At 72.9% G+C, this 25,116-nt stretch carries 23 protein-coding genes; 12 read left to right on the top strand and 11 right to left on the bottom strand.

The features are described from left to right. Positions 1 to 92: 92 nt before the first annotated feature. From egtA to egtD, 4 genes are read left to right on the top strand one after another with little or no spacing between them, the layout of a single operon-like run. Positions 93 to 1,397 carry an ergothioneine biosynthesis glutamate--cysteine ligase EgtA gene (egtA, locus tag ACZ6I1_RS12795; RefSeq protein WP_469286340.1) on the top strand — a complete coding sequence of 435 codons (1,305 nt, stop codon included), beginning with the start codon at positions 93 to 95 and terminating at the stop codon, positions 1,395 to 1,397. Next, positions 1,394 to 2,698, top strand: coding sequence for an ergothioneine biosynthesis protein EgtB (gene egtB / locus ACZ6I1_RS12790; protein WP_469286338.1), 1,305 nt, complete (start codon positions 1,394 to 1,396; stop codon positions 2,696 to 2,698). The genes egtA and egtB overlap by 4 nt, the downstream gene beginning before the upstream one ends. Further along, a complete protein-coding gene (gene egtC, locus ACZ6I1_RS12785; protein ID WP_469286336.1) occupies positions 2,698 to 3,474 on the top strand; it encodes an ergothioneine biosynthesis protein EgtC in 777 nt (258 codons plus the stop codon). The genes egtB and egtC overlap by 1 nt, the downstream gene beginning before the upstream one ends. 11 nt (positions 3,475 to 3,485) lie before the next feature. After that, a complete protein-coding gene (egtD, locus tag ACZ6I1_RS12780) occupies positions 3,486 to 4,445 on the top strand; it encodes an L-histidine N(alpha)-methyltransferase (protein WP_469286718.1) in 960 nt (319 codons plus the stop codon). Here egtD and ACZ6I1_RS12775 read toward each other — a convergent pair. The 3 genes from ACZ6I1_RS12775 to ACZ6I1_RS12765 form a co-directional block, all read right to left on the bottom strand. Then, a complete protein-coding gene (locus tag ACZ6I1_RS12775; protein ID WP_469286333.1) occupies positions 4,328 to 5,257 on the bottom strand; it encodes a lysophospholipid acyltransferase family protein in 930 nt (309 codons plus the stop codon). The genes egtD and ACZ6I1_RS12775 overlap by 118 nt on opposite strands. Then, positions 5,254 to 6,072 (bottom strand): GNAT family N-acetyltransferase, encoded by an 819-nt coding sequence (locus ACZ6I1_RS12770; RefSeq protein ID WP_469286331.1) that lies wholly within the window; start codon positions 6,070 to 6,072, stop codon positions 5,254 to 5,256. The genes ACZ6I1_RS12775 and ACZ6I1_RS12770 overlap by 4 nt, the downstream gene beginning before the upstream one ends. Positions 6,073 to 6,238: 166 nt before the next feature. After that, on the bottom strand, positions 6,239 to 7,501 hold the full coding sequence (locus ACZ6I1_RS12765) for an extracellular solute-binding protein (protein WP_469286329.1): 1,263 nt from the start codon (positions 7,499 to 7,501) through the stop codon (positions 6,239 to 6,241). Positions 7,502 to 7,665: 164 nt separating this feature from the next. On the opposite strand from ACZ6I1_RS12765, the gene ACZ6I1_RS12760 reads away from it, so the two are divergent. Then, positions 7,666 to 7,881 (top strand): dodecin, encoded by a 216-nt coding sequence (locus tag ACZ6I1_RS12760; RefSeq protein ID WP_469286327.1) that lies wholly within the window; start codon positions 7,666 to 7,668, stop codon positions 7,879 to 7,881. Between the two features lie 29 nt (positions 7,882 to 7,910). Here ACZ6I1_RS12760 and ACZ6I1_RS12755 read toward each other — a convergent pair whose 3' ends face one another. Continuing rightward, entirely contained in the window at positions 7,911 to 8,402 is a 492-nt protein-coding gene (locus ACZ6I1_RS12755; protein ID WP_469286325.1) for a phosphatase domain-containing protein, read from the bottom strand. Positions 8,403 to 8,475: 73 nt separating this feature from the next. Between ACZ6I1_RS12755 and ACZ6I1_RS12750 the strand changes: the two genes are divergently transcribed. Both ACZ6I1_RS12750 and ACZ6I1_RS12745 read left to right on the top strand, forming a co-directional pair. Next, entirely contained in the window at positions 8,476 to 9,465 is a 990-nt protein-coding gene (locus ACZ6I1_RS12750) for an LLM class flavin-dependent oxidoreductase (RefSeq protein WP_469286323.1), read from the top strand. Between the two features lie 30 nt (positions 9,466 to 9,495). Continuing rightward, on the top strand, positions 9,496 to 11,949 hold the full coding sequence (locus ACZ6I1_RS12745) for an excinuclease ABC subunit UvrA (protein WP_469286321.1): 2,454 nt from the start codon (positions 9,496 to 9,498) through the stop codon (positions 11,947 to 11,949). 22 nt (positions 11,950 to 11,971) lie between these two features. On the opposite strand, the gene ACZ6I1_RS12740 is transcribed toward ACZ6I1_RS12745, so the two are convergent. From ACZ6I1_RS12740 to ACZ6I1_RS12725, 4 genes are all read right to left on the bottom strand, one after another. Next, on the bottom strand, positions 11,972 to 12,619 hold the full coding sequence (locus ACZ6I1_RS12740; RefSeq protein WP_469286319.1) for a hypothetical protein: 648 nt from the start codon (positions 12,617 to 12,619) through the stop codon (positions 11,972 to 11,974). Positions 12,620 to 12,742: 123 nt separating this feature from the next. Next, entirely contained in the window at positions 12,743 to 13,483 is a 741-nt protein-coding gene (locus tag ACZ6I1_RS12735) for a succinate dehydrogenase/fumarate reductase iron-sulfur subunit (RefSeq protein WP_469286317.1), read from the bottom strand. Continuing rightward, the gene (locus ACZ6I1_RS12730) at positions 13,480 to 15,453 is read right to left on the bottom strand and encodes a fumarate reductase/succinate dehydrogenase flavoprotein subunit (RefSeq protein ID WP_469286315.1); all 1,974 of its coding nucleotides are present in this window, start codon (positions 15,451 to 15,453) and stop codon (positions 13,480 to 13,482) included. The genes ACZ6I1_RS12735 and ACZ6I1_RS12730 overlap by 4 nt, the downstream gene beginning before the upstream one ends. A gap of 2 nt (positions 15,454 to 15,455) precedes the next feature. Beyond that, a complete protein-coding gene (locus ACZ6I1_RS12725) occupies positions 15,456 to 16,160 on the bottom strand; it encodes a succinate dehydrogenase (protein ID WP_469286313.1) in 705 nt (234 codons plus the stop codon). A 94-nt stretch (positions 16,161 to 16,254) separates the two neighbouring features. Here ACZ6I1_RS12725 and ACZ6I1_RS12720 point away from each other — a divergent pair, with 94 nt between their 5' ends. Next, entirely contained in the window at positions 16,255 to 17,133 is an 879-nt protein-coding gene (locus tag ACZ6I1_RS12720) for a LysR family transcriptional regulator (RefSeq protein ID WP_469286311.1), read from the top strand. Between the two features lie 107 nt (positions 17,134 to 17,240). Here the strand turns inward: ACZ6I1_RS12720 and ACZ6I1_RS12715 are convergent, their stop codons facing one another. Beyond that, the gene (locus ACZ6I1_RS12715; RefSeq protein WP_469286309.1) at positions 17,241 to 17,927 is read right to left on the bottom strand and encodes a TetR/AcrR family transcriptional regulator; all 687 of its coding nucleotides are present in this window, start codon (positions 17,925 to 17,927) and stop codon (positions 17,241 to 17,243) included. A gap of 125 nt (positions 17,928 to 18,052) precedes the next feature. Between ACZ6I1_RS12715 and ACZ6I1_RS12710 the strand changes: the two genes are divergently transcribed. After that, the gene (locus ACZ6I1_RS12710; RefSeq protein WP_469286306.1) at positions 18,053 to 19,123 is read left to right on the top strand and encodes an FAD-dependent monooxygenase; all 1,071 of its coding nucleotides are present in this window, start codon (positions 18,053 to 18,055) and stop codon (positions 19,121 to 19,123) included. Between the two features lie 110 nt (positions 19,124 to 19,233). On the opposite strand, the gene ACZ6I1_RS12705 is transcribed toward ACZ6I1_RS12710, so the two are convergent. Beyond that, on the bottom strand, positions 19,234 to 21,423 hold the full coding sequence (locus ACZ6I1_RS12705) for a putative bifunctional diguanylate cyclase/phosphodiesterase (protein WP_469286716.1): 2,190 nt from the start codon (positions 21,421 to 21,423) through the stop codon (positions 19,234 to 19,236). Positions 21,424 to 21,497: 74 nt separating this feature from the next. Further along, the gene (locus ACZ6I1_RS12700) at positions 21,498 to 22,328 is read right to left on the bottom strand and encodes an SAM-dependent methyltransferase (RefSeq protein ID WP_469286714.1); all 831 of its coding nucleotides are present in this window, start codon (positions 22,326 to 22,328) and stop codon (positions 21,498 to 21,500) included. 828 nt (positions 22,329 to 23,156) lie between these two features. On the opposite strand from ACZ6I1_RS12700, the gene ACZ6I1_RS12695 reads away from it, so the two are divergent. The 3 genes from ACZ6I1_RS12695 to ACZ6I1_RS12685 all read left to right on the top strand — a co-directional run bounded on the left by ACZ6I1_RS12695 (position 23,157) and on the right by ACZ6I1_RS12685 (position 25,027). Continuing rightward, positions 23,157 to 23,372, top strand: coding sequence for a hypothetical protein (locus tag ACZ6I1_RS12695; RefSeq protein WP_469286304.1), 216 nt, complete (start codon positions 23,157 to 23,159; stop codon positions 23,370 to 23,372). Between the two features lie 37 nt (positions 23,373 to 23,409). Then, positions 23,410 to 24,180 carry a bestrophin-like domain gene (locus tag ACZ6I1_RS12690; protein WP_469286302.1) on the top strand — a complete coding sequence of 257 codons (771 nt, stop codon included), beginning with the start codon at positions 23,410 to 23,412 and terminating at the stop codon, positions 24,178 to 24,180. A 268-nt stretch (positions 24,181 to 24,448) separates the two neighbouring features. Next, entirely contained in the window at positions 24,449 to 25,027 is a 579-nt protein-coding gene (locus ACZ6I1_RS12685; RefSeq protein WP_469286300.1) for a hypothetical protein, read from the top strand. The last annotated feature ends 89 nt before the right edge of the window (positions 25,028 to 25,116 follow it).

The raw sequence follows: 25,116 nt of genomic DNA, 5'->3' as shown, positions 1-25,116 counted from the left end.
GAGGTAAAAGGATTTTGCACCCGCCAGACGGGTAGGCACGGGTGATGTCACGACCGACGTCACGACCGACGACAGGAGAAGAGGACCCGGTCATGCCCAAGGCACCACCCGCCCCCGCACCCACGCCCATATCCGAGAGCCAGGCCGAGGACCTGGTCCACGGCATCTGTTTCAAAACCGGCCCGCCCCGACTTCTCGGTGCCGAACTCGAATGGCTGGTCCTGGACGCCGAGCGGCCCGGTCGCCCCGTCTCCCCCGAGCGGCTGCGCGCCGCGCACAGCGCCGCACGCGCCCTGCCCCTGCACTCCCGGGTGACCGTCGAACCCGGCGGCCAGCTGGAACTCAGCTCGGCCCCCGCCACCTCCCTCAGCCGCTGCGTGGACAGCCTCCAGGCCGATCTGACCGCCGTACGCGCCGCCCTCCTCTCCCAGGGCATGTTCCTGGAGGGCCGCGGCCAGGATCCGCGGCTCCCCCACCGCCGCCTGCTCGCCAGCCCGCGCTACGACGCGATGGAGGCGTATTTCGACCGCACCGGCCCGGCCGGGCGCGCCATGATGCGCGCTTCCGCCTCCGTGCAGGTCTGCGTCGACGCCGGGTACGAGGAACCCGGCGCACTCGGCCACGGCCGGCGCTGGCGGCTCGCACACCTGCTGGGCGCCGTCCTGGTGGCCTCCTTCGCCAACTCCCCCGCGTACGAGGGCCCGTACGCCGGCTGGCGCTGTGCCCGCCAGGGGAACTGGGCCGACATCGACAGCCGCCGCTCCCTCGCCCCGCCGCTGGACGTCCTGCCGCGCGGCGGCTGGACCCGGCAGGCGCTGGACACCGAGGTGATGTGCATCCGGTCGTACGACGGCGAGCCGTGGACGATCCCGCAGGGCCTGACCTTCCGCGACTGGCTGCGCACCGGCGGCCACCCGGCGCACCCGGGGCTGCGGCCGCCCACCGCGGAGGACCTGGACTACCACCTGACCACGCTGTTCCCGCCGGTGCGGCCGCGCGGCCACCTGGAGCTGCGGATGATCGACGCACAGCCCGGTGACGACGGCTGGCTGGTCCCGGTGGCGGTCGTGCACGCGCTGTTCGACGATCCGGAGGCCGCCGAGACGGCGTACCGGGTGACCAAGGCGCTGGCCGACACGTACGGTTCCGCCCCCGCGCCCCGCAATCCGCTGTGGCGGTCCGCCGCCCGGCGCGGCCTGAGCGATCCGGAGCTGCGGGCGGCCGCCAAGGCCTGCTTCCGGGCCGCCGCCGAGGCGCTGCCCCGGCTCGGCGCGAGCGCCCACGTCCGCGAGACGGTCGGCGCCTTCACCGAGCGCTTCGTGCTGCGCGGCCGCTGCCCGGCCGACGACCCGCCGCAGCCCGCGTCCGCCACCACCGGGAAGGAGGCCCGCCGATGACCACCGAATCCCATCCCGGCCTGCGGGAGCGGGCGGCCGCCGCGCTGACCGCAGCACGGGCCCGGACGGCCGCGCTCACCGACGCGGTGACCGACCAGGACCTCACCGCGCAGCACTCCCCGCTGATGTCCCCGCTGGTCTGGGACCTGGCGCACATCGGCAACCAGGAGGAACTCTGGCTCCTCGGGCGGGTCGCCGGACGCGCGTCGATGCGCCCGGAGATCAACCCCCTCTACGACGCGTTCGAGCACCCCCGCTCCGAGCGGCCGAAGCTGCCGCTGCTCGGCCCCGCCGAAGCCCGCCGGTACGCGGCCGAGGTACGCGGCAGGGTCTTCGACCTGCTGGAGCACACACCCCTGGAGGGCAGTGCGCTCCTCGACGACGGCTTCGCCTTCGGGATGATCGCCCAGCACGAACAGCAGCACGACGAGACGATGCTGATCACCCATCAGCTCCGGCGGGGCGAGCCCGTACTGGCCGCCCCGGAGCCCGATGCCCCGTACGATCCGCCGCCGGCGGCCGAAGTCCTCGTACCCGGTGGCCCGTTCACCATGGGGACCTCGGCCGAGCCGTGGTCGCTGGACAACGAGCGGCCCGCGCACACCCGGGACGTCGCACCGTTCTGGATCGACACCGTGCCGGTGACCAATGCCGCGTACCAGGCGTTCATCGCGGACGGCGGCTACCACGAGCCCCGCTGGTGGGCCGCGCCCGGCTGGGCCCAGATCCGCGAGCACGGCATCGAGGCACCACTGTTCTGGCGCAGCGAGGGCGGCCAGTGGCTGCGCCGCCGGTTCGGGGCGACCGAACCGGTCCCGGACGACGAACCGGTGCTGCACGTCAGCTGGTACGAGGCGGACGCCTACGCGCGCTGGGCGGGGCGCCGGCTGCCCACCGAGGCCGAGTGGGAGAAGGCCGCCCGGCACGACCCCGCCACCGGCCGCTCCCGCCGCTACCCATGGGGCGACACGGAACCGGACCCGGTCCACGCCAACCTGGGCCAGCGCCACCTGCGTCCGGCCCGCGCCGGCAGCTACCCGGCCGGGGCCTCCCCGCTCGGGGTGCGCCAGCTGATCGGCGACGTGTGGGAGTGGACGGCTTCCGATTTCCTGCCGTACCCGGGGTTCCGGGCCTTCCCGTACCGCGAGTACTCGGAGGTGTTCTTCGGCCCCGAGCACAAGGTGCTGCGCGGCGGTTCCTTCGCGGTGGACCCGGTGGCCTGCCGGGGCACCTTCCGCAACTGGGACCTTCCGGTGCGGCGGCAGATCTTCTCCGGCTTCCGCACCGCGAGGGACGTCTGATGTGCCGTCACCTTGCCTACCTGGGCCCGGAGATACCGCTCGGCCGGCTGCTGATCGATCCGGAGCACTCGCTGGTCCACCAGTCCTGGGAGCCGCGCCACCAGCGCAGCGGCACGGTCAACGCCGACGGCTTCGGCGTCGGCTGGTACGCGGAGGGCGACCCGGTGCCCGCGCGCTACCGCCGGGCCGCGCCGGTCTGGTCCGATCTGACCTTCGCCGACCTCGCCCGCGTGGTGCGCAGCGAGGCCGCGCTGGCCGCCGTACGCGACGCCACCCTGCCGGGGGCCGACGGGGCGGCCGCGGCGGCTCCGTTCGCGGACGGTCCCTGGCTGTTCAGCCACAACGGCGCGCTGCGGGACTGGCCGGACTCGGTGGCCCCGCTGGCGCGCGGCCTGCCGCCCGTGGAACTCCTCCAGCTCGCCGCGAGCACCGATTCGGCGCTGGTCTGGGCGCTGGTCCTGCACCGGCTGCGGGCCGGGGCGGACCTCGGCCCGGCTCTGGGCGAAACGGTCCTGGAGCTGGCCGCGGCCGCACCCGGATCGCGCCTGAACCTGCTGCTGATGGACGGTACGGCCATCGCCGCGACGGCCTGGGGCGATTCGCTCTGGTACCTGGCCGACGAGGCGGCGCGGCGCACGGTGGTGGCGTCCGAGCCGTACGACGACGACTCCCGCTGGTGCGAGGTGCCCGACCGCACCCTGCTGACCGCGACCCGTACCCGGGTCGTGCTGACCCCCCTCAAGGAAACCCCGCCGGGGGACAAGGAGTGCCCGTGAACGACTTCCAGATGACCCGGACCCTCGACGAGCACGCCGCGGAGACGGCGCTGCGCGCGGACGTGCTGCACGGGCTGACGCAGACCCCGAAGGTGCTGCCCCCGAAGTGGTTCTACGACGCGCGGGGCAGTGAACTCTTCGAGGAGATCACCCGGTTGCCCGAGTACTACCCGACGCGCGCGGAGCGGGAGATCCTGCTGGAGCGGGCGCAGGAGATCGCCTCGGCGAGCGGGGCGCGGACCTTGGTGGAGCTGGGCTCCGGCTCCTCGGAGAAGACCCGGCACCTGATCGAGGCGATGCCCGCGCTGGACACCTACATCCCGGTGGACGTGAGCGAGAGCGCCCTGGCCGGTGCGGCCGAGACGCTGCTGGCGGCGCATCCGGGGCTGCGGGTGCACGCCCTGCTGGCCGACTTCACCAAGGCGCTGGTGTTGCCCGAGTCCCCCGGGCCCCGGCTGGTGGTGTTCCTGGGCGGCACGATCGGGAACCTGCTGCCGCCGGAGCGTGCGGTGTTCCTGGCGTCCGTCCGGGCGATGCTCTCGCCCGGGGACACGCTGCTGATCGGCACGGACCTGGTCAAGGACGAGGCCGTGCTGGTGGCGGCGTACGACGACGCACAAGGGGTGACCGCAGAGTTCAACCAGAACGTACTGGCCGTGATCAACCGCGAGTTGGGCGCGGACTTCCACACCGCCGACTTCGCGCACGTGGCGGTGTGGAACCGGGAGCAGGAGTGGATCGAGATGCGCCTGCGGGCCCGGTCGGAGCTGCTGGTGAAGATCCGGTCGCTGGACCTGGTGGTGCCGTTCGCGGCGGGTGAGGAGATCCTGACGGAGGTGTCCGCGAAGTTCCGTCAGGAGGGCGTGCGCAGGGAACTCTCCGCGGCGGGACTGGAGTTGGTCCAGTGGTGGACGGACGCGGCGGGCCGGTTCGCGCTGTCCTTGTCGGTCGCCGACGGCGCGGAGCGCTGAGCCGGGATGCCGGGCAGGGATGAGGCGGAGCCGATCGCCGCCTGAGCCGCGGCCGCGAGGTCCCGCCGGTGCCCGTGCCGGCCCGGCGGGATCCGCGGCAGCAGCGTGACCTCGGCGCGTACGCCGCGGGCCCGCGCGATCCGCCAGAGCGAGGCGGTCAGCGGGTCGTCCCCGACGAAGGCGGGCTCCCCGGCCGCCGCCCCGTCACACCGCAGGTACGCGAGGCGGACGGGCTGTACGGGTACCCGCGCGTCCAGGGCCGACTGGAAGGCCGCCCTGCGGAAGGCGCCCTGGGCGCGCCCGCACCAGGTGGAGCCTTCGGGGAAGACGGTGACCCGGTCCCCGGAGAGCAGCGCCCGGGTGAGGGTGTCGACGGTGGCGGGCAGGGCGCGGATCCGCTCGCGTTCGATGAACAGGGTGCCGGCCCGTGCGGCGAGGGCGCCGAGGACCGGCCAGGCCCTGATGTCGCTCTTGGCGAGCATCCGGCAGGGCAGAACGGCCGCGACGAGCGGGATGTCCAGCCAGGAGATGTGGTTGGCGACGATCAGGCGGCCGCCGCCCCGGCCCGGGCTGCCGTGCACGGTGATCCGTATGCCGAAGGCACCGACCAGCGCGGCCGACCAGGCCCGCACCACCGCGTGCCGGGGCCGGGCCGGCAGCAGCCGTACCGGCGGGGCGCCGAGGATCCCGGCCAGGATCAGCAGGACGGCGGCGCCGAGCCGGAGCACCGCGAGCGGGAGGCCCGCCGTGCGTCCCGCGTGGCCGGCGCAGGCCTCGGGGGTGCAGGGCGAGGTGGGGAGCCAGACGCTCATGCGCCCGGGGCGAGCGAGAGGAAGTGCTTGAGGTAGCGCGGGTTCGTGCGGCGCAGGGAGAGCAGCACGTACAGGTCGGCGCAGCCGAACGCGGCGTCGAAGGCGGGCTCGCCGCAGACCCAGGCGCCCAGGCGCAGGTAGCCGCGCAGCAGCGGGGGCAGTTCCATGCGGGCGGGGAAGGTGATGCCCTCGGGGTTCCAGGGGACGTGGGGGGTGACCCGGTACTCCTGGGGGGCCGAGGCGCGGGCCAGGGCCGCCTCGCGGGTGGCGGCCGCCAGGACCCCGCCGTCGGCGAGCGGTATCGAGCAGCAGCCGGCGAGCCAGTTGTGCCCGGAGCGGTCCATGTAGCGGGCGAGGCCGGCCCAAATGAGGGCGATGACGGCGCCGTTGCGGTGGTCGGGGTGGACGCAGGAGCGGCCGACCTCCACCAGGTCCGGGCGGATGGGGGCGAGGGCGGACAGGTCGAACTCGCCCTCGGAGTAGAGGCGTCCGGCGACGGCGGCGCGCTCCGGGGGAAGCAGCCGGTAGGTGCCGACGACCTGCTCGGTCTCCTCGTCCAGGACGAGGAGGTGGTCGCAGTACGCGTCGAAGGAGTCGATGTCGAGACCGGGCTCGGGCCCGTCCAGGCGGGCGCCGAGCTCGCCGGCGAAGACCCGGTACCGCAGGCGCTGGGCGGCGCGCACCTCGGTCTCGTCGCGGGCGAGGCGTACGGCGTAGCGGGGGCCCTGGGCGGTGGCGGTGGCGGTGCCGGTGCCGGTGGCGGTGCCCGTTGCGGTGGGGGAAAGGGGGGACGGGGACAGGGGTGCGATGGTCATGGCGGCTCCTGATCCGGGCGCGGAGAGCCGGGCCGGCAGGTGTGCGGCCTGGCTCCTTTACTTCTTCCGTGACCGGCTGGATTCGACATGACCGCTCAGCGGCACGCGGATGTGCGGACGCTGAACTCGGTGGTGGAGCAGATGGCCCGGGCGGACCGGCGGCGGGTCAGCGGTCGGCGCTGAGCACCTTGCTGATGGCCTCGGAGGCCGTCCGGGCGGCCTCCTTGGGGTCCTGCCCGGTCAGGACGGCCGTCATGAAGGGCTTGATCGGGTTCTTGGCCTCGACCTCGGCCCAGAGGGCGGACTTCGGGGTGGCCCGGCCCTGGGCGGCGCCGACGGCCATCGTGGCGGCGCCCTCGTTGCCGGCGACCACGTGCGCGAGGGTGGTCTTGTTCGGAACGTAGCTCATCGTGCGGGCCAGTTCCGTCTGCCACCTCTCGCTGACCAGGGCCGTGATCACGTCGACGGCTTGTTTGCGCTGCTTCGTGCGCTCCGGGACGATCAGGTCCGAGCCGCCGGTGAACACGGCGCCCGGCTTGTCGGAGGTCTTGCCGGGGATCGGGAAGTAGCCGAGCTTGCCCTTGAGGGCGGGGTTGGCGGCCTCGATCTCGGCGGCCTGGCCGGGCGGGGCGATGATCTGGGCGACCTGGCCGCGGGCGAAGACCTCCGACTGCGGGGGCGTCTCCTCGTCCGCGTCCCTGGGGCCGTCGCCGAGGGCCTGGAGCTGCTTGTAGAACTCCATGCCGGCCAGGGCCTTTTCCTCGTCGAGGGTGCCGACCCACCGGCTGCCGGTCTCGACGGCGAGTTCGCCGCCCTCGTCCCAGATGAAGCCGGCGAGGACGTACCAGTTCTGGCCGGCCAGGTAGATGCCCTGCTGTTCCGGCGTGTCCAGTTTCCGGGTGGTCTGGAGCCACTCCGCGCGGTTCCTGGGGGTGTTCTTGATCCCGGCGTTCGCGAAGAGTTCCCTGTTGTAGATCACGACCCGGTTCGCGGCGTACCAGGGGACTCCGTACTGGGCGCCGTCGATGCTCCCGGGGTCGGACAGGCCCTTGATCCAGTCTTTGCTGCCCCATTCGCGCAGCCCCTCGAGGGTGAGCTCTTCGAGCCCGCCGGTCTCGATGTACTGGGCCACCTGGGTGTTGCCGACCTCGATGACGTCGGCCGCCTCCTTGCTGCGGCCCTCCAGCACGGCGTTGACCTTCTCCCCGATGCCCGTCCACTCCTGGATCCTGACGTCCAGGTCGACGCCGGGGTGCTCCTGCTCGAAGGACGCGGTGAACTTGGCGATGAAGTCGTCCGAGGCGCTGCCCTTCATCAGCCAGAGCGTCACCTTCTGCGGGCCTCCGGCCGCGTCGCCCGACTGGCCGCAGCCCGTCAGGGCGACAGCGGCGGCGAGGGCGGTGCACACGGCAAGGAAGCGCATCTTCACGAAAGGTCACCTTCTGGGGACGGATCTCGGATGGCTTGAAATTGGCATAGACCAATGGGCGGGTCAAGGGCCTTTCGCCGGGACTGTTCACGCAAAGTTCGCGGAGCCGGACTTACTGGGGCACCGTAGAACGAGGCAAAAGCCACCCAGCGTCGGGAGACCCCATGTCCAATCACACGTACCGGGTGACCGAAATCGTCGGCACCTCCCACGAGGGCATCGATCAGGCCATCCGCAACGGGATCGCCCGTGCGGGCCAGACCTTGCGCAATCTCGACTGGTTCGAAGTCGTCCAGGTGCGCGGGCACATCGAGAACGGAGCGATCGCCCACTACCAGGTGGGGCTCAAGGTCGGCTTCCGCCTCGACGGCGAGGACTGAGCCGGCGCCCCACGGACTCCCCGGCGCGTTCAGGTCCGCCCTTCACCCTCCTGGGCGGCCTTGAGCTCCGGCGCCTCCGCCGCCCAGTTGGCGAGGACGACCCGGAACCCGGCGCCGCGGGCGGCCTGACAGACCAGTTCGTCGTCGTCCACGAACATGTGCACCTCCCGGCCCCGGGCGATCCGCTGCAGCACCTCCAGCTTGGTCGTCCGGGCCGGGCGCCGGTCCTGGTTCCCGCGCATCCACAGCCGGCCCTCGGGCAGGCCGTGCCGGGTGAGCCAGTCCACCGTGTCCGCCCGGCACCACTCCGGGCGCCCCGTCAGGTACACCACCTCGCAGTCGGCGGCGCTCTGCACCGCCAGGGCCACCCCGCGCGCCAGCGGCGGATCGGCCGGGGCCGCGCCGAAGAAGCCGGGCCAGTCGCGGGGGCGGCGCTCCAGGAAATGCTGGCGGTGGGCGGTGTCCGCCAGGGTGTTGTCGATGTCGAAGACGGCCAGCGGCCTGAGCGTGTTCCGGGTCATCCGGCAACCCTAGGGGGTGTCTGACGGAGGTCCAGCGGGGGAATCCTCGCGCGGCTGTGGTGTTGAGACCTGTGTGATCCGAAAACTCTCGCTGCTCGACCGGTCCCGCACCCGCGAGGGCCACTCGGCCCCGGAGGCCCTGAGGGACACCGTGGACCTGGCCCGGGCGGCCGAGGCCCTCGGCTACCACCGCTTCTGGGTGTCGGAGCACCACAGCGTGCCCGGCGTCGCGGGCTCCGCGCCGACCGTGCTGGCCGCTGCCGTGGCCGCTGCCACCGGCCGGATCCGGGTCGGCACGGGCGGCGTCATGCTGCCCAACCACCAGCCGCTGCTGGTCGCGGAGCAGTTCGGGGTCCTGGAGGCGCTGTTCCCCGGCCGGATCGACATGGGGCTCGGCCGTTCGGTGGGCTTCACCGACGGCATCCGGCGTGCCCTGGGCCGCGGCACCGGGGACGCCGAGCGGTTCGAGGAGCAGCTGGCCGAGCTGCTGGGCTGGCTGGACGGCAGCCAGCAGGCCCATCCGCAGGTGCACGCCCGGCCCGCCGAGGGGCTGCGGATACCGGCGTACGTGCTGGCCACGGGCGAAGGGGCCGGGATCGCCGCGCGGGCCGGGCTGCCGCTCGTGGTCGGAGACCTGCGGGCACGCGGCCGGGTCACGGAGGTCATCGAGAACTACCGCGCGGCGTTCCGGCCCTCCGCATGGGGCGCCGAACCGTACGTGGTGGTCTCCGGGACGGTGGCGGTGGCCGCCACCACGGAGGAGGCCCGGCGGATCCTGGTCCCGGAGGCCTGGTCCCTCGCGCACTCCCGCATCCGGGGCAGCTTCCCGCCGCTGCGGCCGGCCGAGGAGGTCGAGGCCCTGTCCATGACCCCGAAGGAGCGGGAGCTGTACGAGGGCGCCCTGGCCGGGCACGTCCACGGCACGGAGGAGCAGGTCGCGGCGGAGCTGGCCGAGGTCGCCGCGCTGACCGGCGCCGACGAACTGCTGGTCACCACGTCCACCCACGACCGGACGGCGCTGCTGGACTCCTACCGCAGGCTGGCCCGGATCGCGGGCCTCTGACGGGCGAGGCGGCCCTTTAAAGTAGGACGAATGCACCAGCCCGCCGATGCCGGCTCCGCCCGGCCCCGCCCCGCCGACGCCGGTTCCGGCGACGCCCGTCCCGCCGACGCCCGTCCCGCCCCTGATTCCCGCGTGCGCGTGCGGGGCGCCAGGGAGCACAACCTGCGCGGCGTCGACGTGGACATCCCGCGCGACGCGCTGACCGTGTTCACCGGGGTGTCCGGGTCCGGGAAGAGCTCGCTCGCCTTCGGCACGATCTACGCCGAGGCCCAGCGCCGGTACTTCGAGTCCGTGGCCCCGTACGCCCGTCGGCTCATCCACCAGATCGGCGCCCCGAAGGTGGACTCCCTCACGGGGCTGCCGCCCGCCGTCTCCCTCGAGCAGCGCCGCTCGTCACCGGGATCGCGGTCCTCGGTCGGAACGGTGACCCTGCTGTCCAACTCACTGCGGATGCTGTACTCACGGGCCGGCACCTACCCGCCGGGGGCCGGACGGCTCGACTCCGACGCCTTCTCCCCCAACACCGCCGCCGGAGCCTGCCCCTCGTGCCACGGACTCGGCCGGATCCACCGCACCAGCGAGGAACTCCTCGTCCCCGACCCGGGCCTGTCGATCCGTCAGGGCGCCATCGCGGCCTGGCCCGGCGCCTGGCAGGGCAAGAACCTGCGGGACATCCTGGAGGCGCTGGGCCACGACGTCGACCGTCCCTGGCGGGAACTGCCGGCCAAGGACCGCGAGTGGATCCTGTTCACCGAGGAGCAGCCGGTGGTGACCGTGCACCCGGTGCGCGAGGCCGAGCGGATCCAACGGCCCTACCAGGGCACGTACATGAGCGCCCACCGCTATGTGATGCGGACCTTCTCCGACAGCAAGAGCGCCACCCTGCGCGCCCGTGCGGAGGGCTTCCTCGCCGACTCCCCCTGCCCCGTGTGCGAGGGACGGCGGCTGCGCCCCGAGGCCCTGGCCGTGACCTTCGCGGGCTACGGGATCGCCGAACTGGCCGCCATGGCGCTGACCGGCCTGGACGCCGTACTCACCTCCGCGCCCGTGGAGGACGAGGCGGCGCGGGTGCTCGCGCAGGACCTGCGCTCCCGGATCGGGCCGGTGGTGGAGCTCGGGCTCGGCTACCTGAGCCTGGACCGCGCCGCGCCGACCCTGTCCGCGGGCGAGCTCCAGCGGCTGCGGCTGGCGACGCAGCTGCGGTCGGGGCTGTTCGGGGTGGTGTACGTGCTGGACGAGCCGTCGGCAGGTCTGCACCCGGCCGACACCGAGGCGCTGCTCGGCGTACTGGACCGGCTGAAGGAGTCCGGGAACACGGTGTTCGTCGTGGAGCACGACCTGGCGGTGGTGCGGCACGCGGACTGGCTGGTGGACGTGGGACCGCGGGCCGGGGAGCACGGCGGGCAGGTCCTGTACAGCGGGCCGCCGCGGGAGCTGGCCGGTGTGGCGGACTCGGTGACGGCCCGGCACCTGTTCGCGGCGCCGGAGCCCTCCGGGGCGCGGCGGCCGGTGCGCGGGGCCACCGGGTCGGTGCGCCTGAGCGGGGTCGGCCGGCACAACCTGCGGGACGTGCACGTGGCGTTCCCGCTGGGCGTGTTCACCGCGGTGACCGGGGTGTCGGGGTCGGGGAAGTCCACGCTGGTGGGCCAGGTGCTGGCCCGGGAGGTCGCCGAGCGGCTGGCGGAACCGGGCTTCCCCGTACGGCGGCTGGTGGAGGTGGACCAGAAGCCGATCGGCCGCACCCCGCGCTCCAACCTGGCCACGTACACGGGTCTGTTCGACGTGGTGCGCAGGCTGTTCACGGCGGCGCCGGAGGCGAGGGCGCGCGGCTGGAAGGCGGGCCGGTTCTCCTTCAACGTGCCGGGCGGCCGGTGCGAGACCTGTCAGGGCGAGGGGTTCGTCTCGGTGGAGCTGCTGTTCCTGCCGAGTACGTACGCCCCGTGCCCCGAGTGCGCGGGCGCGCGGTACAACGCCGAGACCCTGGAGGTCCGGTACGCGGGACTGAACATCGCGGAAGTGCTCGGGCTGACGGTGGAGTCGGCGGCCGGCTTCTTCTCGGAGGTCCCGGCGGCGGCGCGCAGCCTGCGGGCGCTGGAGGACATCGGGCTGGGCTACCTGCGGCTCGGGCAGCCGGCCACCGAGCTGTCGGGCGGCGAGGCGCAGCGGATCAAGCTGGCCACGGAGCTGCAGCGGCTGCGCCGGGACCACACGCTGTACCTGCTGGACGAGCCGACGACCGGGCTGCACCCGGCCGATGTGCGGGTGCTGCTGCGGCAGTTGCACGGGCTGGTGGACGCCGGGCATTCGGTGGTGGTCGTGGAACACGACATGGAGGCGGTGGCGGGCGCGGACTGGGTCATCGACCTGGGTCCGGGCGGCGGCACGGAGGGCGGCCGGATCGTCGCCTCGGGCACCCCGGCGCAGGTCGCCGCGGCGGGGACGGGCCGCACGGCGCCGTACCTGGCCCGGGCCCTCGGCGGGTAGCGGGCCACGGCCTGGGTCGTCTCTAGGCGTCGCCCGAGAGGAGCTGCTGGGGGATTTCGCGGAAGCTCCAGCGGCCCTGGCGGCGGGTGAACATCCACACGAGGTCGTAGCGGTCGGGCCAGGTGGCGGGGACCCCGAGGACCTCGTGGGCGCCGAGGGCGCGGACCAGCCGGGGGATGCCGTTGTGCTCCCAGCAGATGAGCACGGGCATCGGGGCGAGCAGCGCGGCGTGGGCGAGGGCCGGTTCGGCGCCGACGGCGAACTCGGCGCGCACCGGGGTGCGCAGCGCGGTGGCCAGCGCCGCGACGGTCTGCTTGCAGCGGGCGGGTGCCGTGCCCTTGCCGCCGGCCGCGAAGACGGCGGCGGGGCGGGGCAGCGAGGAGCCGCGGGCCGGCGGGAAGAGCCGCGGGAGCTCCTCGGAGCGGCGCCAGCCGCGGCCGGCCAGCGAGCCGGGGTCGTCCTCGCCCTCCTCGTCCCAGCCGGAGTCGCCGGCGTACGGCTTCTCCGCGTGCCGGATGACCATGATCAGGGCGTCCTTGGCCACGGTCCGCGGGCCGGGCGCCGGCCGCGCGGGCTCCTCCCCGGCGCAGCCGGCCACGGCCAGCGGGGCGAGGGCCGCGGCCAGCACGGCTCGGCGGCGCGGTCCGGACCCTGTAGGGGGATGGGGCATGGGTGCACTGTCCCCCACGGCCCGGGCCGCGCCGGGGCGCGGCGCGGCGTACGGCCCGTACGTGCGCCCGGTCGGCGGATCGGGTCAGCCGGTCGGCCGAGGCCGGTCACAGCACCGGTCCGGTCAGCCCTTGCGGACCGCCCGCAGCCATTCCTTGTTCATGGCGGCGATGGAGGGGAGCGGAATGCCCTTCGGGCAGGCCGTGGCGCATTCGCCGGTGAGGGTGCAGCCGCCGAAGCCCTCGTCGTCCATCGCGGCCACCATGTCCAGGACGCGGCTCTCCCGCTCGGGTGAGCCCTGCGGGAGGACGCCCAGGTGGTTGACCTTGGCGGAGGTGAAGAGCATCGCGGAGCCGTTGGGGCAGGCCGCCACGCAGGCGCCGCAGCCGATGCACTCGGCGTGCTCGAACGCGAAGTCGGCGTCGGCCTTGGGTACGGCGGTGGCGTGCGCCTCGGGAGCGGAACCGGTGGGGGCGGTGATGTAGCCGCCGGCCTGGATGATGCGGTCGAAGGCGCCGCGGTCGACGACGAGGTCCTTGACCACCGGGAAGGCGGCGGCCCGCCAGGGCTCGACGTCGATGGTGTCGCCGTCGGCGAAGGACCGCATGTGGAGCTGGCAGGTGGTGGTGCGTTCGGGGCCGTGGGCGTCGCCGTTGATGACGAGGCTGCACGCGCCACAGATGCCCTCGCGGCAGTCGTGGTCGAAGGCGACCGGGTCCTCGCCGCGCAGGATGAGGTCCTCGTTGAGGGTGTCGAGCATCTCGAGGAAGGACATGTCCCGGGAGATGCCGTCGACCTCGTAGGAGGCCATGGCGCCGGGGGCGTCGGGGCCGTGCTGGCGCCAGACGCGCAGGGTGAGCTTCATGCGTAGCTCCGCTGGGTGGGGTGGACGTACTCGAAGACGAGGTCTTCCTTGTGCAGGACGGGCGCGGCGCCGGTGCTCCGGAACTCCCAGGCCGCGGCGTAGGAGAACTCCTCGTCGCGGCGTTCGGCCTCGCCGTCCGGGGTCTGGGACTCCTCGCGGAAGTGGCCGCCGCAGGATTCCGTGCGGTGGAGCGCGTCGAGGCACATCAGCTCGGCGAGTTCCAGGTAGTCGACGATGCGGTTGGCCTTCTCCAGCGACTGGTTGAACTCTTCACCGGTGCCGGGGACCTTGATCCGGCGCCAGAACTCCGCACGGATCTGCGGGATCCGGTCGAGTGCCTTGCGCAGGCCCCCCTCGGTGCGGGCCATCCCGCAGTACTCCCACATGAGTTCGCCGATCTCGCGGTGGAAGGAGTCGGGGGTGCGGTCGCCGTCGACCGAGAGCAGCCTCGCGAGCCGCTCGCGGGTCTCCCGTACGGCTTCCCGGGCCTCGGGGTGGGTGTCGTCGACGGCTTCCCGGTGCGGGTGGCGCGCCAGGTAGTCGTTGATGGTGGCGGGCAGGACGAAGTAGCCGTCGGCGAGGCCCTGCATGAGGGCGGAGGCGCCGAGGCGGTTCGCGCCGTGGTCGGAGAAGTTGGCCTCGCCGATCGCGAACAGGCCGGGGACGGTGGTCTGGAGGTCGTAGTCGACCCACAGGCCACCCATCGTGTAGTGCACGGCGGGGTAGATCCGCATGGGGACCTCGTACGGGTTCTCGGCGGTGATCCGCTCGTACATCTCGAAGAGGTTGCCGTACTTCTCGGCGACCTTGTCGCGGCCCATGCGGCGGATGGCGTCGGCGAAATCGAGGTAGACGCCCTGGCCGCCGGGGCCGACGCCGCGGCCCTCGTCGCAGACGTTCTTGGCGGCGCGGGAGGCGATGTCGCGGGGCACGAGGTTGCCGAAGGAGGGGTAGATCCGCTCCAGGTAGTAGTCGCGCTCCGCCTCGGGGATCTCGGCTGGGGGGCGGGTGTCGCCCTCGGCCTTGGGGACCCAGATGCGGCCGTCGTTGCGCAGGGACTCGCTCATCAGGGTGAGCTTGGACTGGTGGTCGCCGGTGCGCGGGATGCAGGTGGGGTGGATCTGGGTGAAGCAGGGGTTGGCGAAGTAGGCGCCGCGCCGGTGCGCCCGCCAGACGGCGGTGGCGTTGGAGTTCATGGCGTTGGTGGAGAGGTAGAAGACGTTGCCGTAGCCGCCGCTCGCCAGGACCACCGCGTCCGCGTAGTGGGTGGAGATCTCCCCGGTGACGAGGTCGCGGGCCACGATGCCGCGGGCCACGCCGCCGACGGTGATCAGGTCGAGCATCTCGGTGCGGGCGTGCATCTCCACGTTGCCCGCGGCGATCTGCCGGGAGAGGGCCTGGTAGGCGCCGAGGAGGAGTTGCTGGCCCGTCTGGCCGCGGGCGTAGAAGGTGCGGGAGACCTGGACTCCGCCGAAGGAGCGGGTGTCGAGGAGTCCGCCGTACTCGCGGGCGAAGGGGACGCCCTGGGCGACGCACTGGTCGATGATCTCGACGGAGATCTGCGCGAGGCGGTGGACGTTGGATTCGCGGGCGCGGAAGTCGCCGCCCTTGACGGTGTCGTAGAAGAGGCGGTGCACCGAGTCGCCGTCGTTGCGGTAGTTCTTGGCCGCGTTGATGCCGCCCTGGGCGGCGATGGAGTGGGCGCGGCGCGGGGAGTCGGAGAAGCAGAACTGGACGACGTGGTAGCCCTGTTCGGCGAGGGTCGCGCCGGCGGAGCCGCCGGCCAGGCCGGTGCCGACGACGATGACGGTGTGCTTGCGGCGGTTGGCCGGATTGACGAGCTTGGCCTCGAAGCGGCGGCGGTCCCAGCGGTCCGCGATCGGGCCTGCCGGGGCCTTGGTGTCGACGAGGGGTTCGCCGGTGGTGTAGCGGGTGTAGTCGTGTCCGAGGTCGTTTCCGAGGTCGCTCATGGTCAGTTCACCACTCCGGTCATGACGGCCACGGGGACGGAGACGAAACCCGCGAAGAGGACGAGGGCCAGGGCGTTGGCCAGGAACTTCAGTACCCGCTCGCGGCGGGCGTTGCCCGCGCCGAGGGTCTGGGCGGCGCTCCAGAAGCCGTGCCGGACGTGCAGGCCGAGGGCGGTCATCGCCACGATGTAGATCGTGTTCCCGTACCAGGTGGAGAAGGTGGCCAGGACGTTCTCGTACGGGTGACCGGCCCAGGCGCGTTCGTTGACGGTGAGCGTGGTGAGGTCGAGCACGTGCCAGACGATGAAGAGGCCGAGGATGACGCCGCCCCAGCGCATGGTGCGGGTCGCGTAGCCGGCCTTCCGGCGCTTGTGGGCGTACTTCACCGGGCGGGCGCGGATGCCGCGGCGGCTGAGCTGGTACGCGGACACGGCGTGCGCGACGACCGCGGCGAGCAGCACCACGCGGACGATCCACAGGGCCCACTCGTGGTGCAGGAAGGGCGAGCCGAGGGTGCGCAGCCAGTGCGCGTAGCCGTTGAACTCCCCCGCCCCGAAGAAGATCTTGAGGTTGCCGAGCATGTGCACGACGAGGTAGCCGAGCATGATCAGGCCGGATACGGCCATCACGGACTTCTTGCCGACGGATGAGTCCCAGATCGTGCGCGTGGTGGACGGCCGTCGACCCGTCCGCGTTGCCAGAGCCATGTCCTCGACGGTAAGGACCAAAGTCCCGAAAGGTCCAAGACATGATTAAGCTAATCTCCATAGGGTCTGCCTATGGAGGCCTATGCTGGGGCTCATGCAGTTCCAGCAGCTCCTCTACTTCGTCGCCGTTGCCGACACCCGGCACTTCACGCGGGCCGCAGAGCAGGTCCATGTGGCCCAGCCCTCGCTGTCGCAGCAGATCAAGGCATTGGAGCGGGAGCTGGGCGCCGAGCTGTTCAGCCGGGCGCGGGGCAACATCGCGCTGACGGACGCGGGCGAGGCGCTGCTGCCGCTGGCCCGGCGGATCCTCGCGGACGCGGACACGGCGCGGCTGGAGGTGCAGGAGCTGGCGCAGCTGCGGCGCGGGCGGGTCCGGCTGGGGGCCACGCCCAGCGTCTGCACGGGCCTGCTGCCGGACGTGCTGCGCGCCTTCCACAGCGCGCATCCGGGGATCGAGCTGCTGATCGAGGAGAGCGGTTCCCTCGATCTCGTACGGGAACTGGCGCGCGGCGCCTTGGACCTGGCCCTGATCGCTCTGCCGTTGCCGCCTTCGGCCCCGGCACTGACCACGGTGGAGCTGCTGACCGAGGATCTGGTGGTGGTCTCGTCCGCGGAGGCGCCGGCGCCGGGCGGTGGCGGGGCGCTGACCATCTCCGGGCTGCGCGACGAGCCGATGGTGATGTTCCGGCACGGGTACGACCTGCGGGAGCTGACGGTGGCGGCCTGCCGCGCGGAGGGCTTCGAGCCGGTGTTCACGGTGGAGGGCGGCGAGATGGACGCGGTCCTCGGCTTCGTCCGGGCGGGGCTGGGCCTCGCCGTGGTCCCGGCGATGGTGGTGGACCGCGCCGGGCCGGGCCTGCGGGCGACGCCCTTGGCGGGCTCGCCGCTGCGCCGCACGATCGCACTGGCCCACCGCACCGACGTGGCTCCCCCGCGGGCGGCCCGCGAGCTGAAGCGCATCCTGCTGGGCTGAGCGGCCCCTCTACGGCCGCCATGCCGTCGCGTCGAGACCGCCCGCGCCGCCCTCCGGGTTCGCAGCGCGACGGCTCGTGCGTCCGGCCTTCCGCCGGCGGCTCCCCGTCAGCCGGTTGAACCCATGGGACCGGCTGCACCGGCTGATGCGGCACCGGGGCGTATGGACAGCACCCCGTCGAGCCCGCCGGCCAGCATGCCGAACGCGGAGTTCGCGTCGGCGACCGCCCCCGGATGGACTTGGTCGGCACTCTGCCCGGCGTCGATCCGGCGCCAGTTCTCGCGCCCCAGCTCCTGGCGGACCGTCACGAGGTGCAGCGCCGCCAGCCGGGCGGTGAGCGGCGGGGTTGACTCGGCCTCGAGGGCGGCGGCGAGCAGTTCCACCTCCCGGGCGGTGTAGAGGGCGAGGCGGGACTCCAGGCTGGCGGTGGAGAAGACCAGCCGCTCGAAGGCAAGGACCGCGGGGTGGTCGCAGAGCCCGGTGATCGGGTCCCGTCGGTCGAGGGCCGCCAGGAAGTGCTCGCGCATGGCGCCGACGGGGCCCTGCCCGGCGGGCCGTTCGCGCACGATGCGCGCCGCCTCGTCCTGATGGTCGGCGAACTGGTCCAGGACCAGGTCCTCCTTGGTGGGGAAGTAGCGGAACAGGGTGGGTTTGGAGACTTCCGCCGCCGCGGCGACATCCGCCACGGAGACGGAGTCGAAGCCCTGTTCCAGGAAGAGTTCGAGCGCCGTGGCCGCCAGTCGGCGGCGCGTACGGAGCTTCTTGTTCTCGCGCAGACCCGTCGTGTTGTCCATGCTTCACACCCTAGCACGTTCCGTTACCGAGTCACGTATCGAACTTGGTTATTTTTTTGACCGGGTTGCTTTTTTGCCGCCGAGCCGCTTTCCTGGAAGTCATCGATGCGACGAGAGGACTTCCGATGACCGACGTACTGATCGCGGGCTCCGGCCCCACCGGACTTACCCTGGCCTGCGAACTGGCCCTGCGCGGCATCGCCGTCCGGATCCTCGAGCGGCGTTCCGGACCCCACCGCGAGTCCCGGGGCAAGGGCCTCGACGCGAGCAGCCTCGAGGTCTTCGCCCGGCTCGGAGTCGCCGAGCGGCTCTCCGCCATCGGCAACCCCGGCGTCATCCTGCGCAAGTACTTCGACGGCGCCCACATCAACGACACCCCCGCCGGCAGCGGCGGCCTCCTGATCGGCCAGTGGCAGGTCGAGGAGGCCCTCCGTGAGCGGCTGGCCGGCCTCGGCGTTCCCCTCGAGTACGACGCCGCGGTGGTCGGGATCGCCCAGGACGCCGGCGGGGTCACCGCGCGGCTGGCCGACGGCCGTTCGGTCCGCGCGCGCTACGCCGCGGGGTGCGACGGCGGCCACAGCGCGATCCGCGAGCTCCTCGGGATCCCCTTCCAAGGGCGGACGGAGGAGAAGGTGTCGATGGTGCTGGGGGACGTGACGGCGCCGGGGCTGAGCCGGGACTACTGGCATCAGTGGTTCACCTCGGACGGCGGCGGCATACTGCTCTGCCCGATACCGGGGACGGACTGCTTCCAGCTCCAGGCCCCGCCCGAGCCGGACGAGCGGGGAGAGCCGCTGCCGCCCTCGATCGAGAGCTTCCAGCGGCTCTTCGACCGGCACGCCCGCTTGCCGGGGATCCGGCTGGCGGATCCGACCTGGCTCTCCTCGTGGCGGATCAACGTCCGCATGGCCGCCCGGATGCGCGAGGGCCGGGTCTTCCTCGCCGGCGACGCGGCGCACGTCCACCCGATAGCCGGCGGACTGGGCATGAACACCGGGATCAAGGACGCGGCCGCTCTCGCCCGGACCCTGGCCGCCGCCGTCACCGGCCCGGCTGCGGAGGGTGTGCTCGACGCGTACGAGGCCGAGCGCCTGCCGGTGGCGGCCGAGGTGCTCGCCGACACCTCCCGGCGGATGGAGCGGGTCATGGTGGCGGTCCGCGAGCCGGGGCGCGGGACGGAGGCGGGCATGAGCTGACCGGCAGCCCACTCGCCCGCCCCGCCCCGGCGCCCGCCCCGGCGTTCGATCCAGCGTTCGCCCCGGCGTTCGGCCCGCCGCCCGCTCCCTGGGCGGGTGGGCGGTCGGAGTCAGGACGGTGTGGGTACGGCGTCCGAGAGGGAGAGGGTGTGGATGCGGTCGGGGGCCCCCGGGCGCGCGTAGTACCAGCCCTGGGCGGTGTCGCAGCCGAGGTCGCGCAGCTGGGCGGCCTGGGCTCCGGTCTCCACTCCCTCGACGGTCACGGCGAGTTCGAGGCTGTGGGCGAGGGCGACGATCCCCTCCACGATCTTGACGTCGACCGGATTGGCCGGGCTCTGCTGCATCCCCTGGGTGAAGGAGCGGTCCAGCTTCAGGACGCTGACCGGGAGGCGGCGCAGGTTGGCCAGGTTCGAGTAGCCGGTGCCGAAATCGTCAAGGGCGATGTCCACGCCGAGGGCGGCGAGCCGGCGCAGCGGTTCGAGGAGTTGGTCATCGGCACCGATCAGGGCCGACTCGGTGACCTCCAGGCACAGTGCGCCCGGGGCGAGGCCCGACTTCTCCAGGACGGCGACGGTGTCGGCGACCAGGCCGGGGTGGTGCAGCTGGGTCGGTGAGAGGTTGACGTTGATCCGCAGGGACGAGCCGCCGTGCTGGCGCTGCCAGTTGCGGGCCTGCCGGACGGCCTCCTCAAGGACCCAGCGGCCGAGCGGCACGATCAGCCCGGTCCGTTCGGCGAGCGGTATGAAGCGGTCCGGGCCGAGCACCCCGTACTGCGGGTGCGACCAGCGCACCAGCGCCTCCGCGCCGTGCACGCTGCCGTCGTGCATGTGGACCAGCGGCTGGTACTCGATGAAGAACTCGCCGCGTTCCAGCGCCGCCGGCAGGGCGTTGGTCAGCCCGTGGCGGGTGATGGCCCGGGCGTCGGCCTCGGCGTCGGCGAACTCGAAGCGGTTGCCGCCGGCCGCCTTGGCCCGGTACATCGTGATGTCCGCGCTGCGCAGCACCTCCGCCGGGGTGCGCTCGCGGGCCGGGCCCTCGACGATGCCGATGCTGCCCCGGACCGTCAGCTCGCGGCCTTCCAGCCGGATCGGCGTCGACAGCGCGGACAGGATGCGCACCGCGAGGTCGGTCACCTCCTGCTCGGTGTCGGGACCGGTGGTCAGGGCGACGAACTCGTCCCCGCCGAGCCGGGCGACCACCTCGCCGGGGCCGGTCGCGCAGCTCTGCAGCCGGTCCGCGACCTCCACCAGCAGCCGGTCGCCCGCCGAGTGGCCGAGGCTGTCGTTGACCGCCTTGAACCCGTCGAGATCCAGGTAGCACAGGCCGAAGCGGCTGCCCCCGGCCCCGCTCAGGGCCTTCTCCAGCCGTTCGAAGAACAGCGTCCGGTTGGGCAGTCCGGTCAGGGCGTCGTGGGTCGCCTCGTAGCGCAGGCGCAGGTTCAGCAGGCGGCGTTCGGTGGTGTCCTCCATCAGCGCCAGCTGGTAGCGCGGCGCCCCGTCGGCGTCGCGCAGCAGCGACACCGTCAGGTTGGTCCACAGGACGGTGCCGTCGTGCCGGTAGTACGGCTTTTCCACGCGGAAGTTCTCCCGCTCGCCGCGCACCAGTTCCCCGTGCATCCGCCAGACGTGCGGGGTGTCGTCGGGGTGTCCCCACTCGCTGACCTTGCGGCCCCGGACATGTCCTTCCAGGCCGCCGAACATCTGCAGCAGCGCGTCGTTGACCTCGAGGATGTTCCCGTCCAGGTCGGCGATGCCGATGCCGACGGCCGCGCCCTCGAAGACCGCCCGGAACCGCTCCTCGCTCGCGTGCAGGGCCTGCTGCGCGTCGATGCGGGCGGTCAGCGCCGAGCGGGCGATGGCCTCCTGCTCCTTGAGGGTGCGCTCGCGCAGGGCGCGTGCGAAACCCGCCGCGATCCCGTGCTGGAGCCGCGCACAGCGGGACCGGTACTCCTCGGTGTCGTCCGCACCCGAGCCCCCGGGCCAGCCGGGCCCGCAGTAGAGCACCAGGTACGACTCGATCACCCCGAGGGTGCCCGACAGCGCCTCGGGGTCGGTGCAGTGCACGGCGACGAGCTCCGCGCCGACCCGCTGGGCAACGGCGGCATCGAAGGGCCGGGCGTGCAGGGCCTCGGCGAGCGTGCGGGTGAGCGGGACCAGATGCCGTTCGAACTCGGCACGGGTCAGCGACGTCGCCGTGACCGGAAAGATCGCCCGCCCCCAGATGGTCGCGAAACGGGCGATCCGGTCCTCGATACCGCCTTTGGGAGCCGCCGGCGGCTCCGCCACCGCGGACTCCGCCACCTCGGGCCCGGGGGCCGGCCCGCCGGCGGGCGCCGGGGCGGCGTCCGGCGCGCCCGCCGTCTGTGCAGGAAGTCTCACGCCTTGCGTCCCACGCCGCCGTAGCCGGAAAAGGCGTACGGGTCCTCGTGGACCGCGCCGTCCTCGGCGGACTCCGCGCGGTCCGGCCGCCAATCGGGCATGGACACCAGACCCGGCTCCAGCATCTCGAACCCCTCGAAGAAGCCGCGGATCTGCGCCCCGCTGCGCATGACGAGGGGGTTGCGGATGTCCCGGTAGACGCCGACGGCCCCGCCCGCGACCTCCTCCGTGAGCGGGATCCCCTCGAACGAGGCGTGGGTGAGGATCAGCAGGCTGCCGGGGGCCAGCGCGTCGCGCAGCTCGGCCACGGCCGTGTACGGGTCGTCCGCGTCCTCCAGGAAGTGCAGGACGGCGACGAGCAGGAGGGCCACCGGCCGGTCGAAGTCGAGCAGCCGGGTGACCTCCGGGGCGGTCAGGATGTCCTGCGGCTTGCGGAGGTCGGCGGCGACGACGGCGCTGCGCTCGTCACCGGCCAGGACGGCCTGACTGTGCGCGACGGCCACCGGGTCGTGGTCGACGTAGACCACGCGCGCCTCGGGGCTGGCGGCCTGCGCGATCTCGTGGACATTGCCGAAGGTGGGGATGCCGGAGCCGATGTCCAGGAACTGCGTGACGCCCTCGGCGACGGCGTGCCGCACGGTGCGGCGCATGAATGCCCGGTTGGCCTGCATGATCTTGGGCAGGCCCGGCATGAATTCCATGGCCCGGCGGGCCGCCTGGCGGTCGACCTCGAAATTGTGCGAGCCGCCCAGGTAGTAATCGTAGATGCGGGACACGCTCGGCACCGATATGTCGATGCCTGGCGGGGCCCAGGCGGGGCGCTCCATCGGGGTCTCCAAGCGTTGTTCCTACGGTGGTCCGTCCGCGGTCGGACTCCTGTCCGAGCCGAATGTACTGATCATTGCCCAACGGGGCGAGCAAAAGCGGAAATTGGCGATCCGTTCTTCGTCACACACCAAACACGCCTGGCGCACCCGTCCGGGAGAATGATCGATACCGACACATCCCTTTTGGGAATTGCGCGATGAGCGCCCGGACTCGCCCGTCTGGCGACGCACGAGTGGCTCAAACCTTTCTTGTTGACACTCCACCCGTTCAGGCGAACCGGGGCGGACCCTCGCGTGCGCGGGCATGCGCGAGCCCATGCTCCCGGGGTGAACAAAGCCTGTGCCAGACGCCTGCTGGCGGTCCCGGTCCTGTTGTGGGCTGCCCTCTCCGTCACCCCGGCCGTGGCTGATAGCTGCGCCTACGCGACGGCCGGCCACGGCGACGGCGCCTCCGCCGCCACCCTGGTCGCCTCGGCCTCCAGCGGTGGCCGAGGAGGCGGCCCGGGTGGCGGACATCACGGCGGCGAACACGGGGGCAAGCCCGGAGGCCGGACCGGTGGGGGCCACGGACACGGCGGACACCACGGGCACTCCGGACACCCCCACGGACACCACGGACACGGCGGACCCGGCGGGCACGGACACCACTGCCCGCCACCGCCTCCCCCGCCCTGCCCGCCGAAGCCCTCGCCTCCGCCGTCTCCGAAACCCACGCCGAAGCCGACCCCACCGCCGACGCCGACCCCACCGCCCAAGCCCACTCCGCCGCCGCCCGCACCGCCGCCCCCGCCGGCGCCGAAACCCGTACCGAAGCCCGTACCGAAGCCCGTGCCGAAGCCCGCCGCACCGAAGCCGGCGCCGCCCGCGGCCACTCCGCCCGCCCCCACCCCCGTGACGCCGCCGCCCGCGACCAGGCCGGTGGCCCGCCCCACGTACCACGCACCCGCCCGCAAGCCGGTCGAACGTCACATCTCGCCGGTGACCTTCACCTTGCTGACCGCCGCTCCCGCAGTCTTCGCGGTCGCCGCGCTGCGCCCCCGCTAACCCTTCTGCCCCGCCTGTCACCGATTTGGGAGTCATCTTGTCGGAATGGCTCGTCCTGACCCTCGCGATGGCCGCGGCCTGCGCCGTCGTGCTGTCCATCGCCTTCATCAACCACCGCAGGATCGGCGAGGACGACGATCCGAACGAAACCCCGGACGTCATCGAGTACATGACGATGATGATCGGAGTGATCTACGCGATCGTGCTGGGTCTGGCCATCGCCGGTGTCTGGGAGGGCCGCGGAGCCGCCCAGGAGTACGTGCGCCAGGAGGCGCAGGCCCTTCACGAGATCAGTGTCCGCTCCGAGGTCTACCCGGCCGAGGTCCGCAAGAAGATCCGGTCCGACGTCGACGCGTACGTGACGTACGTGGTGGACACGGAGTGGAGAGTGATGGCCGAGCACGGCGAACTCACGGCCCGCGGCGGGGAACTGCTGGAGCAGATCCGCCGGGACGTCACCGACTACGAGCCGCAGACCGACCACGAGGGGCAGGCCTACCAGCCGCTGGTCGACCAGGCGGCCGTGGTGGACGATGCCCGCAGTGCGCGCGGCCAGGGCGCCGGAGCCACGATGCCGGGGGTGGTGTGGTTCGGGCTCATCACGGGGGCCCTGGTGACGGTGGGGCTGATCTTCACCCTGCAGATCCGGCGCTCCTTCCGGGAACTGCTGCTGGCCGGCCTGTTCAGCGCGCTGATCGCCTTCCTGCTGTTCCTGATCTGGGACTTCGACGCGCCCTTCGGGCGGGGCATCTCCGCCACCGCCGAACCCTTCCTCACCCAGTTCCCGCACCTGGGTCTCGGGGACTGAGGGCGCGCACCACCGGCCGGAAGCCTGCCGAAGCCCGCGGAAGCCCGCGGAAGCCCGCGGAAGCCCGCCGAACCTGTCGGGGGACGGCGTCCGGCAAACCGGGGACGGGCCCCCCGTCCCCGGTTCGGCCTAAGCCCATGCCCCATTCGCCCGTTCCTGATCGCGGGCCGCGCCACCCGGACCTAGCGTGGCGGACATCGAGGCGCACGTCCCCCCACGTGCGGAAACCCCTTCCGCGGCTGCTCCTCGGGGATCCGGAGAATCAACCATGGGTGCGATACGTACCTCCGCCACAGCCCTGCTGAGCGCCGGCGCCACGGGCGCCGTACTCGCGCTCGGCATCCTCGGCACGCCCGCCGCGACCGCCGCGACCGCCGTCGAAGCCCGGCAGGTCACTTCGTTCGGGTTCGCCATCACCCCGTCCACGGTCTCGCCCGGCGGCCAGACGGTCCTCTCGGTGACCGGATGCAACGCCGCCTACGCCACCGCCTCCTCCGGCGTCTTCGACACCGTGAGCATCGCCCGCGGCCAGAGCGTACGGGTCACGGTGGACCGGGACGCCCGGCGCGGAGCCGTCTACGCCGTCTCCTTCACCTGCAACGGGGAGACCGGCTCGGGCGATCTGACGATCGCCGGCGGCACGACCAGGCCGACCACCAGTTCCACGCGGACCTACACCCCGGACGCCGCCGTCACCAGCTCCGCGCGGGGCGTTCAGGGTGGCCTCGGCGGCAGCGTGGCCGGCATGAATCCTGTGCAACTCGGTGCGGGCGCCGGCCTGCTCCTCTCCGCCGCGGCCGGTACGGCGTACACCCTGCGCCGCCGCGCGAGCCGCCGCGGCCATTGAATCCCCCGCCGCCCCGCGCTGTCGTTCCGGTGCGGATCGCCGGTAGCCGGTCGTCCCGGGTTTCTGCCAGCTACCCAGCAGCCCCACGA

The organism is Streptomyces sp. NPDC046303 (genome assembly GCF_055588085.1).
The sequence above is the reverse complement of the archived record's forward strand: the minus strand, read 5'-3'. Positions and strand labels throughout refer to the sequence as shown.

Bases quoted from the DNA above. Each gene is read 5' to 3' on its own strand.
- egtB (WP_469286338.1), top strand. From the start codon at position 1,394: ATGACCACCGAATCCCATCCCGGCCTGCGGGAGCGGGCGGCCGCCGCG.
- egtD (WP_469286718.1), top strand. From the start codon at position 3,486: ATGACCCGGACCCTCGACGAGCACGCCGCGGAGACGGCGCTGCGCGCG.
- egtA (WP_469286340.1), top strand. From the start codon at position 93: ATGCCCAAGGCACCACCCGCCCCCGCACCCACGCCCATATCCGAGAGC.
- ACZ6I1_RS12745 (WP_469286321.1), top strand. From the start codon at position 9,496: ATGCACCAGCCCGCCGATGCCGGCTCCGCCCGGCCCCGCCCCGCCGAC.
- ACZ6I1_RS12730 (WP_469286315.1), bottom strand. From the start codon at position 15,453: ATGAGCGACCTCGGAAACGACCTCGGACACGACTACACCCGCTACACC.
- ACZ6I1_RS12725 (WP_469286313.1), bottom strand. From the start codon at position 16,160: ATGGCTCTGGCAACGCGGACGGGTCGACGGCCGTCCACCACGCGCACG.
- ACZ6I1_RS12755 (WP_469286325.1), bottom strand. From the start codon at position 8,402: ATGACCCGGAACACGCTCAGGCCGCTGGCCGTCTTCGACATCGACAAC.
- ACZ6I1_RS12735 (WP_469286317.1), bottom strand. From the start codon at position 13,483: ATGAAGCTCACCCTGCGCGTCTGGCGCCAGCACGGCCCCGACGCCCCC.
- ACZ6I1_RS12715 (WP_469286309.1), bottom strand. From the start codon at position 17,927: ATGGACAACACGACGGGTCTGCGCGAGAACAAGAAGCTCCGTACGCGC.
- ACZ6I1_RS12770 (WP_469286331.1), bottom strand. From the start codon at position 6,072: ATGACCATCGCACCCCTGTCCCCGTCCCCCCTTTCCCCCACCGCAACG.
- ACZ6I1_RS12720 (WP_469286311.1), top strand. From the start codon at position 16,255: ATGCAGTTCCAGCAGCTCCTCTACTTCGTCGCCGTTGCCGACACCCGG.
- egtC (WP_469286336.1), top strand. From the start codon at position 2,698: ATGTGCCGTCACCTTGCCTACCTGGGCCCGGAGATACCGCTCGGCCGG.
- ACZ6I1_RS12700 (WP_469286714.1), bottom strand. From the start codon at position 22,328: ATGGAGCGCCCCGCCTGGGCCCCGCCAGGCATCGACATATCGGTGCCG.
- ACZ6I1_RS12710 (WP_469286306.1), top strand. From the start codon at position 18,053: ATGACCGACGTACTGATCGCGGGCTCCGGCCCCACCGGACTTACCCTG.
- ACZ6I1_RS12775 (WP_469286333.1), bottom strand. From the start codon at position 5,257: ATGAGCGTCTGGCTCCCCACCTCGCCCTGCACCCCCGAGGCCTGCGCC.
- ACZ6I1_RS12685 (WP_469286300.1), top strand. From the start codon at position 24,449: ATGGGTGCGATACGTACCTCCGCCACAGCCCTGCTGAGCGCCGGCGCC.
- ACZ6I1_RS12740 (WP_469286319.1), bottom strand. From the start codon at position 12,619: ATGCCCCATCCCCCTACAGGGTCCGGACCGCGCCGCCGAGCCGTGCTG.
- ACZ6I1_RS12760 (WP_469286327.1), top strand. From the start codon at position 7,666: ATGTCCAATCACACGTACCGGGTGACCGAAATCGTCGGCACCTCCCAC.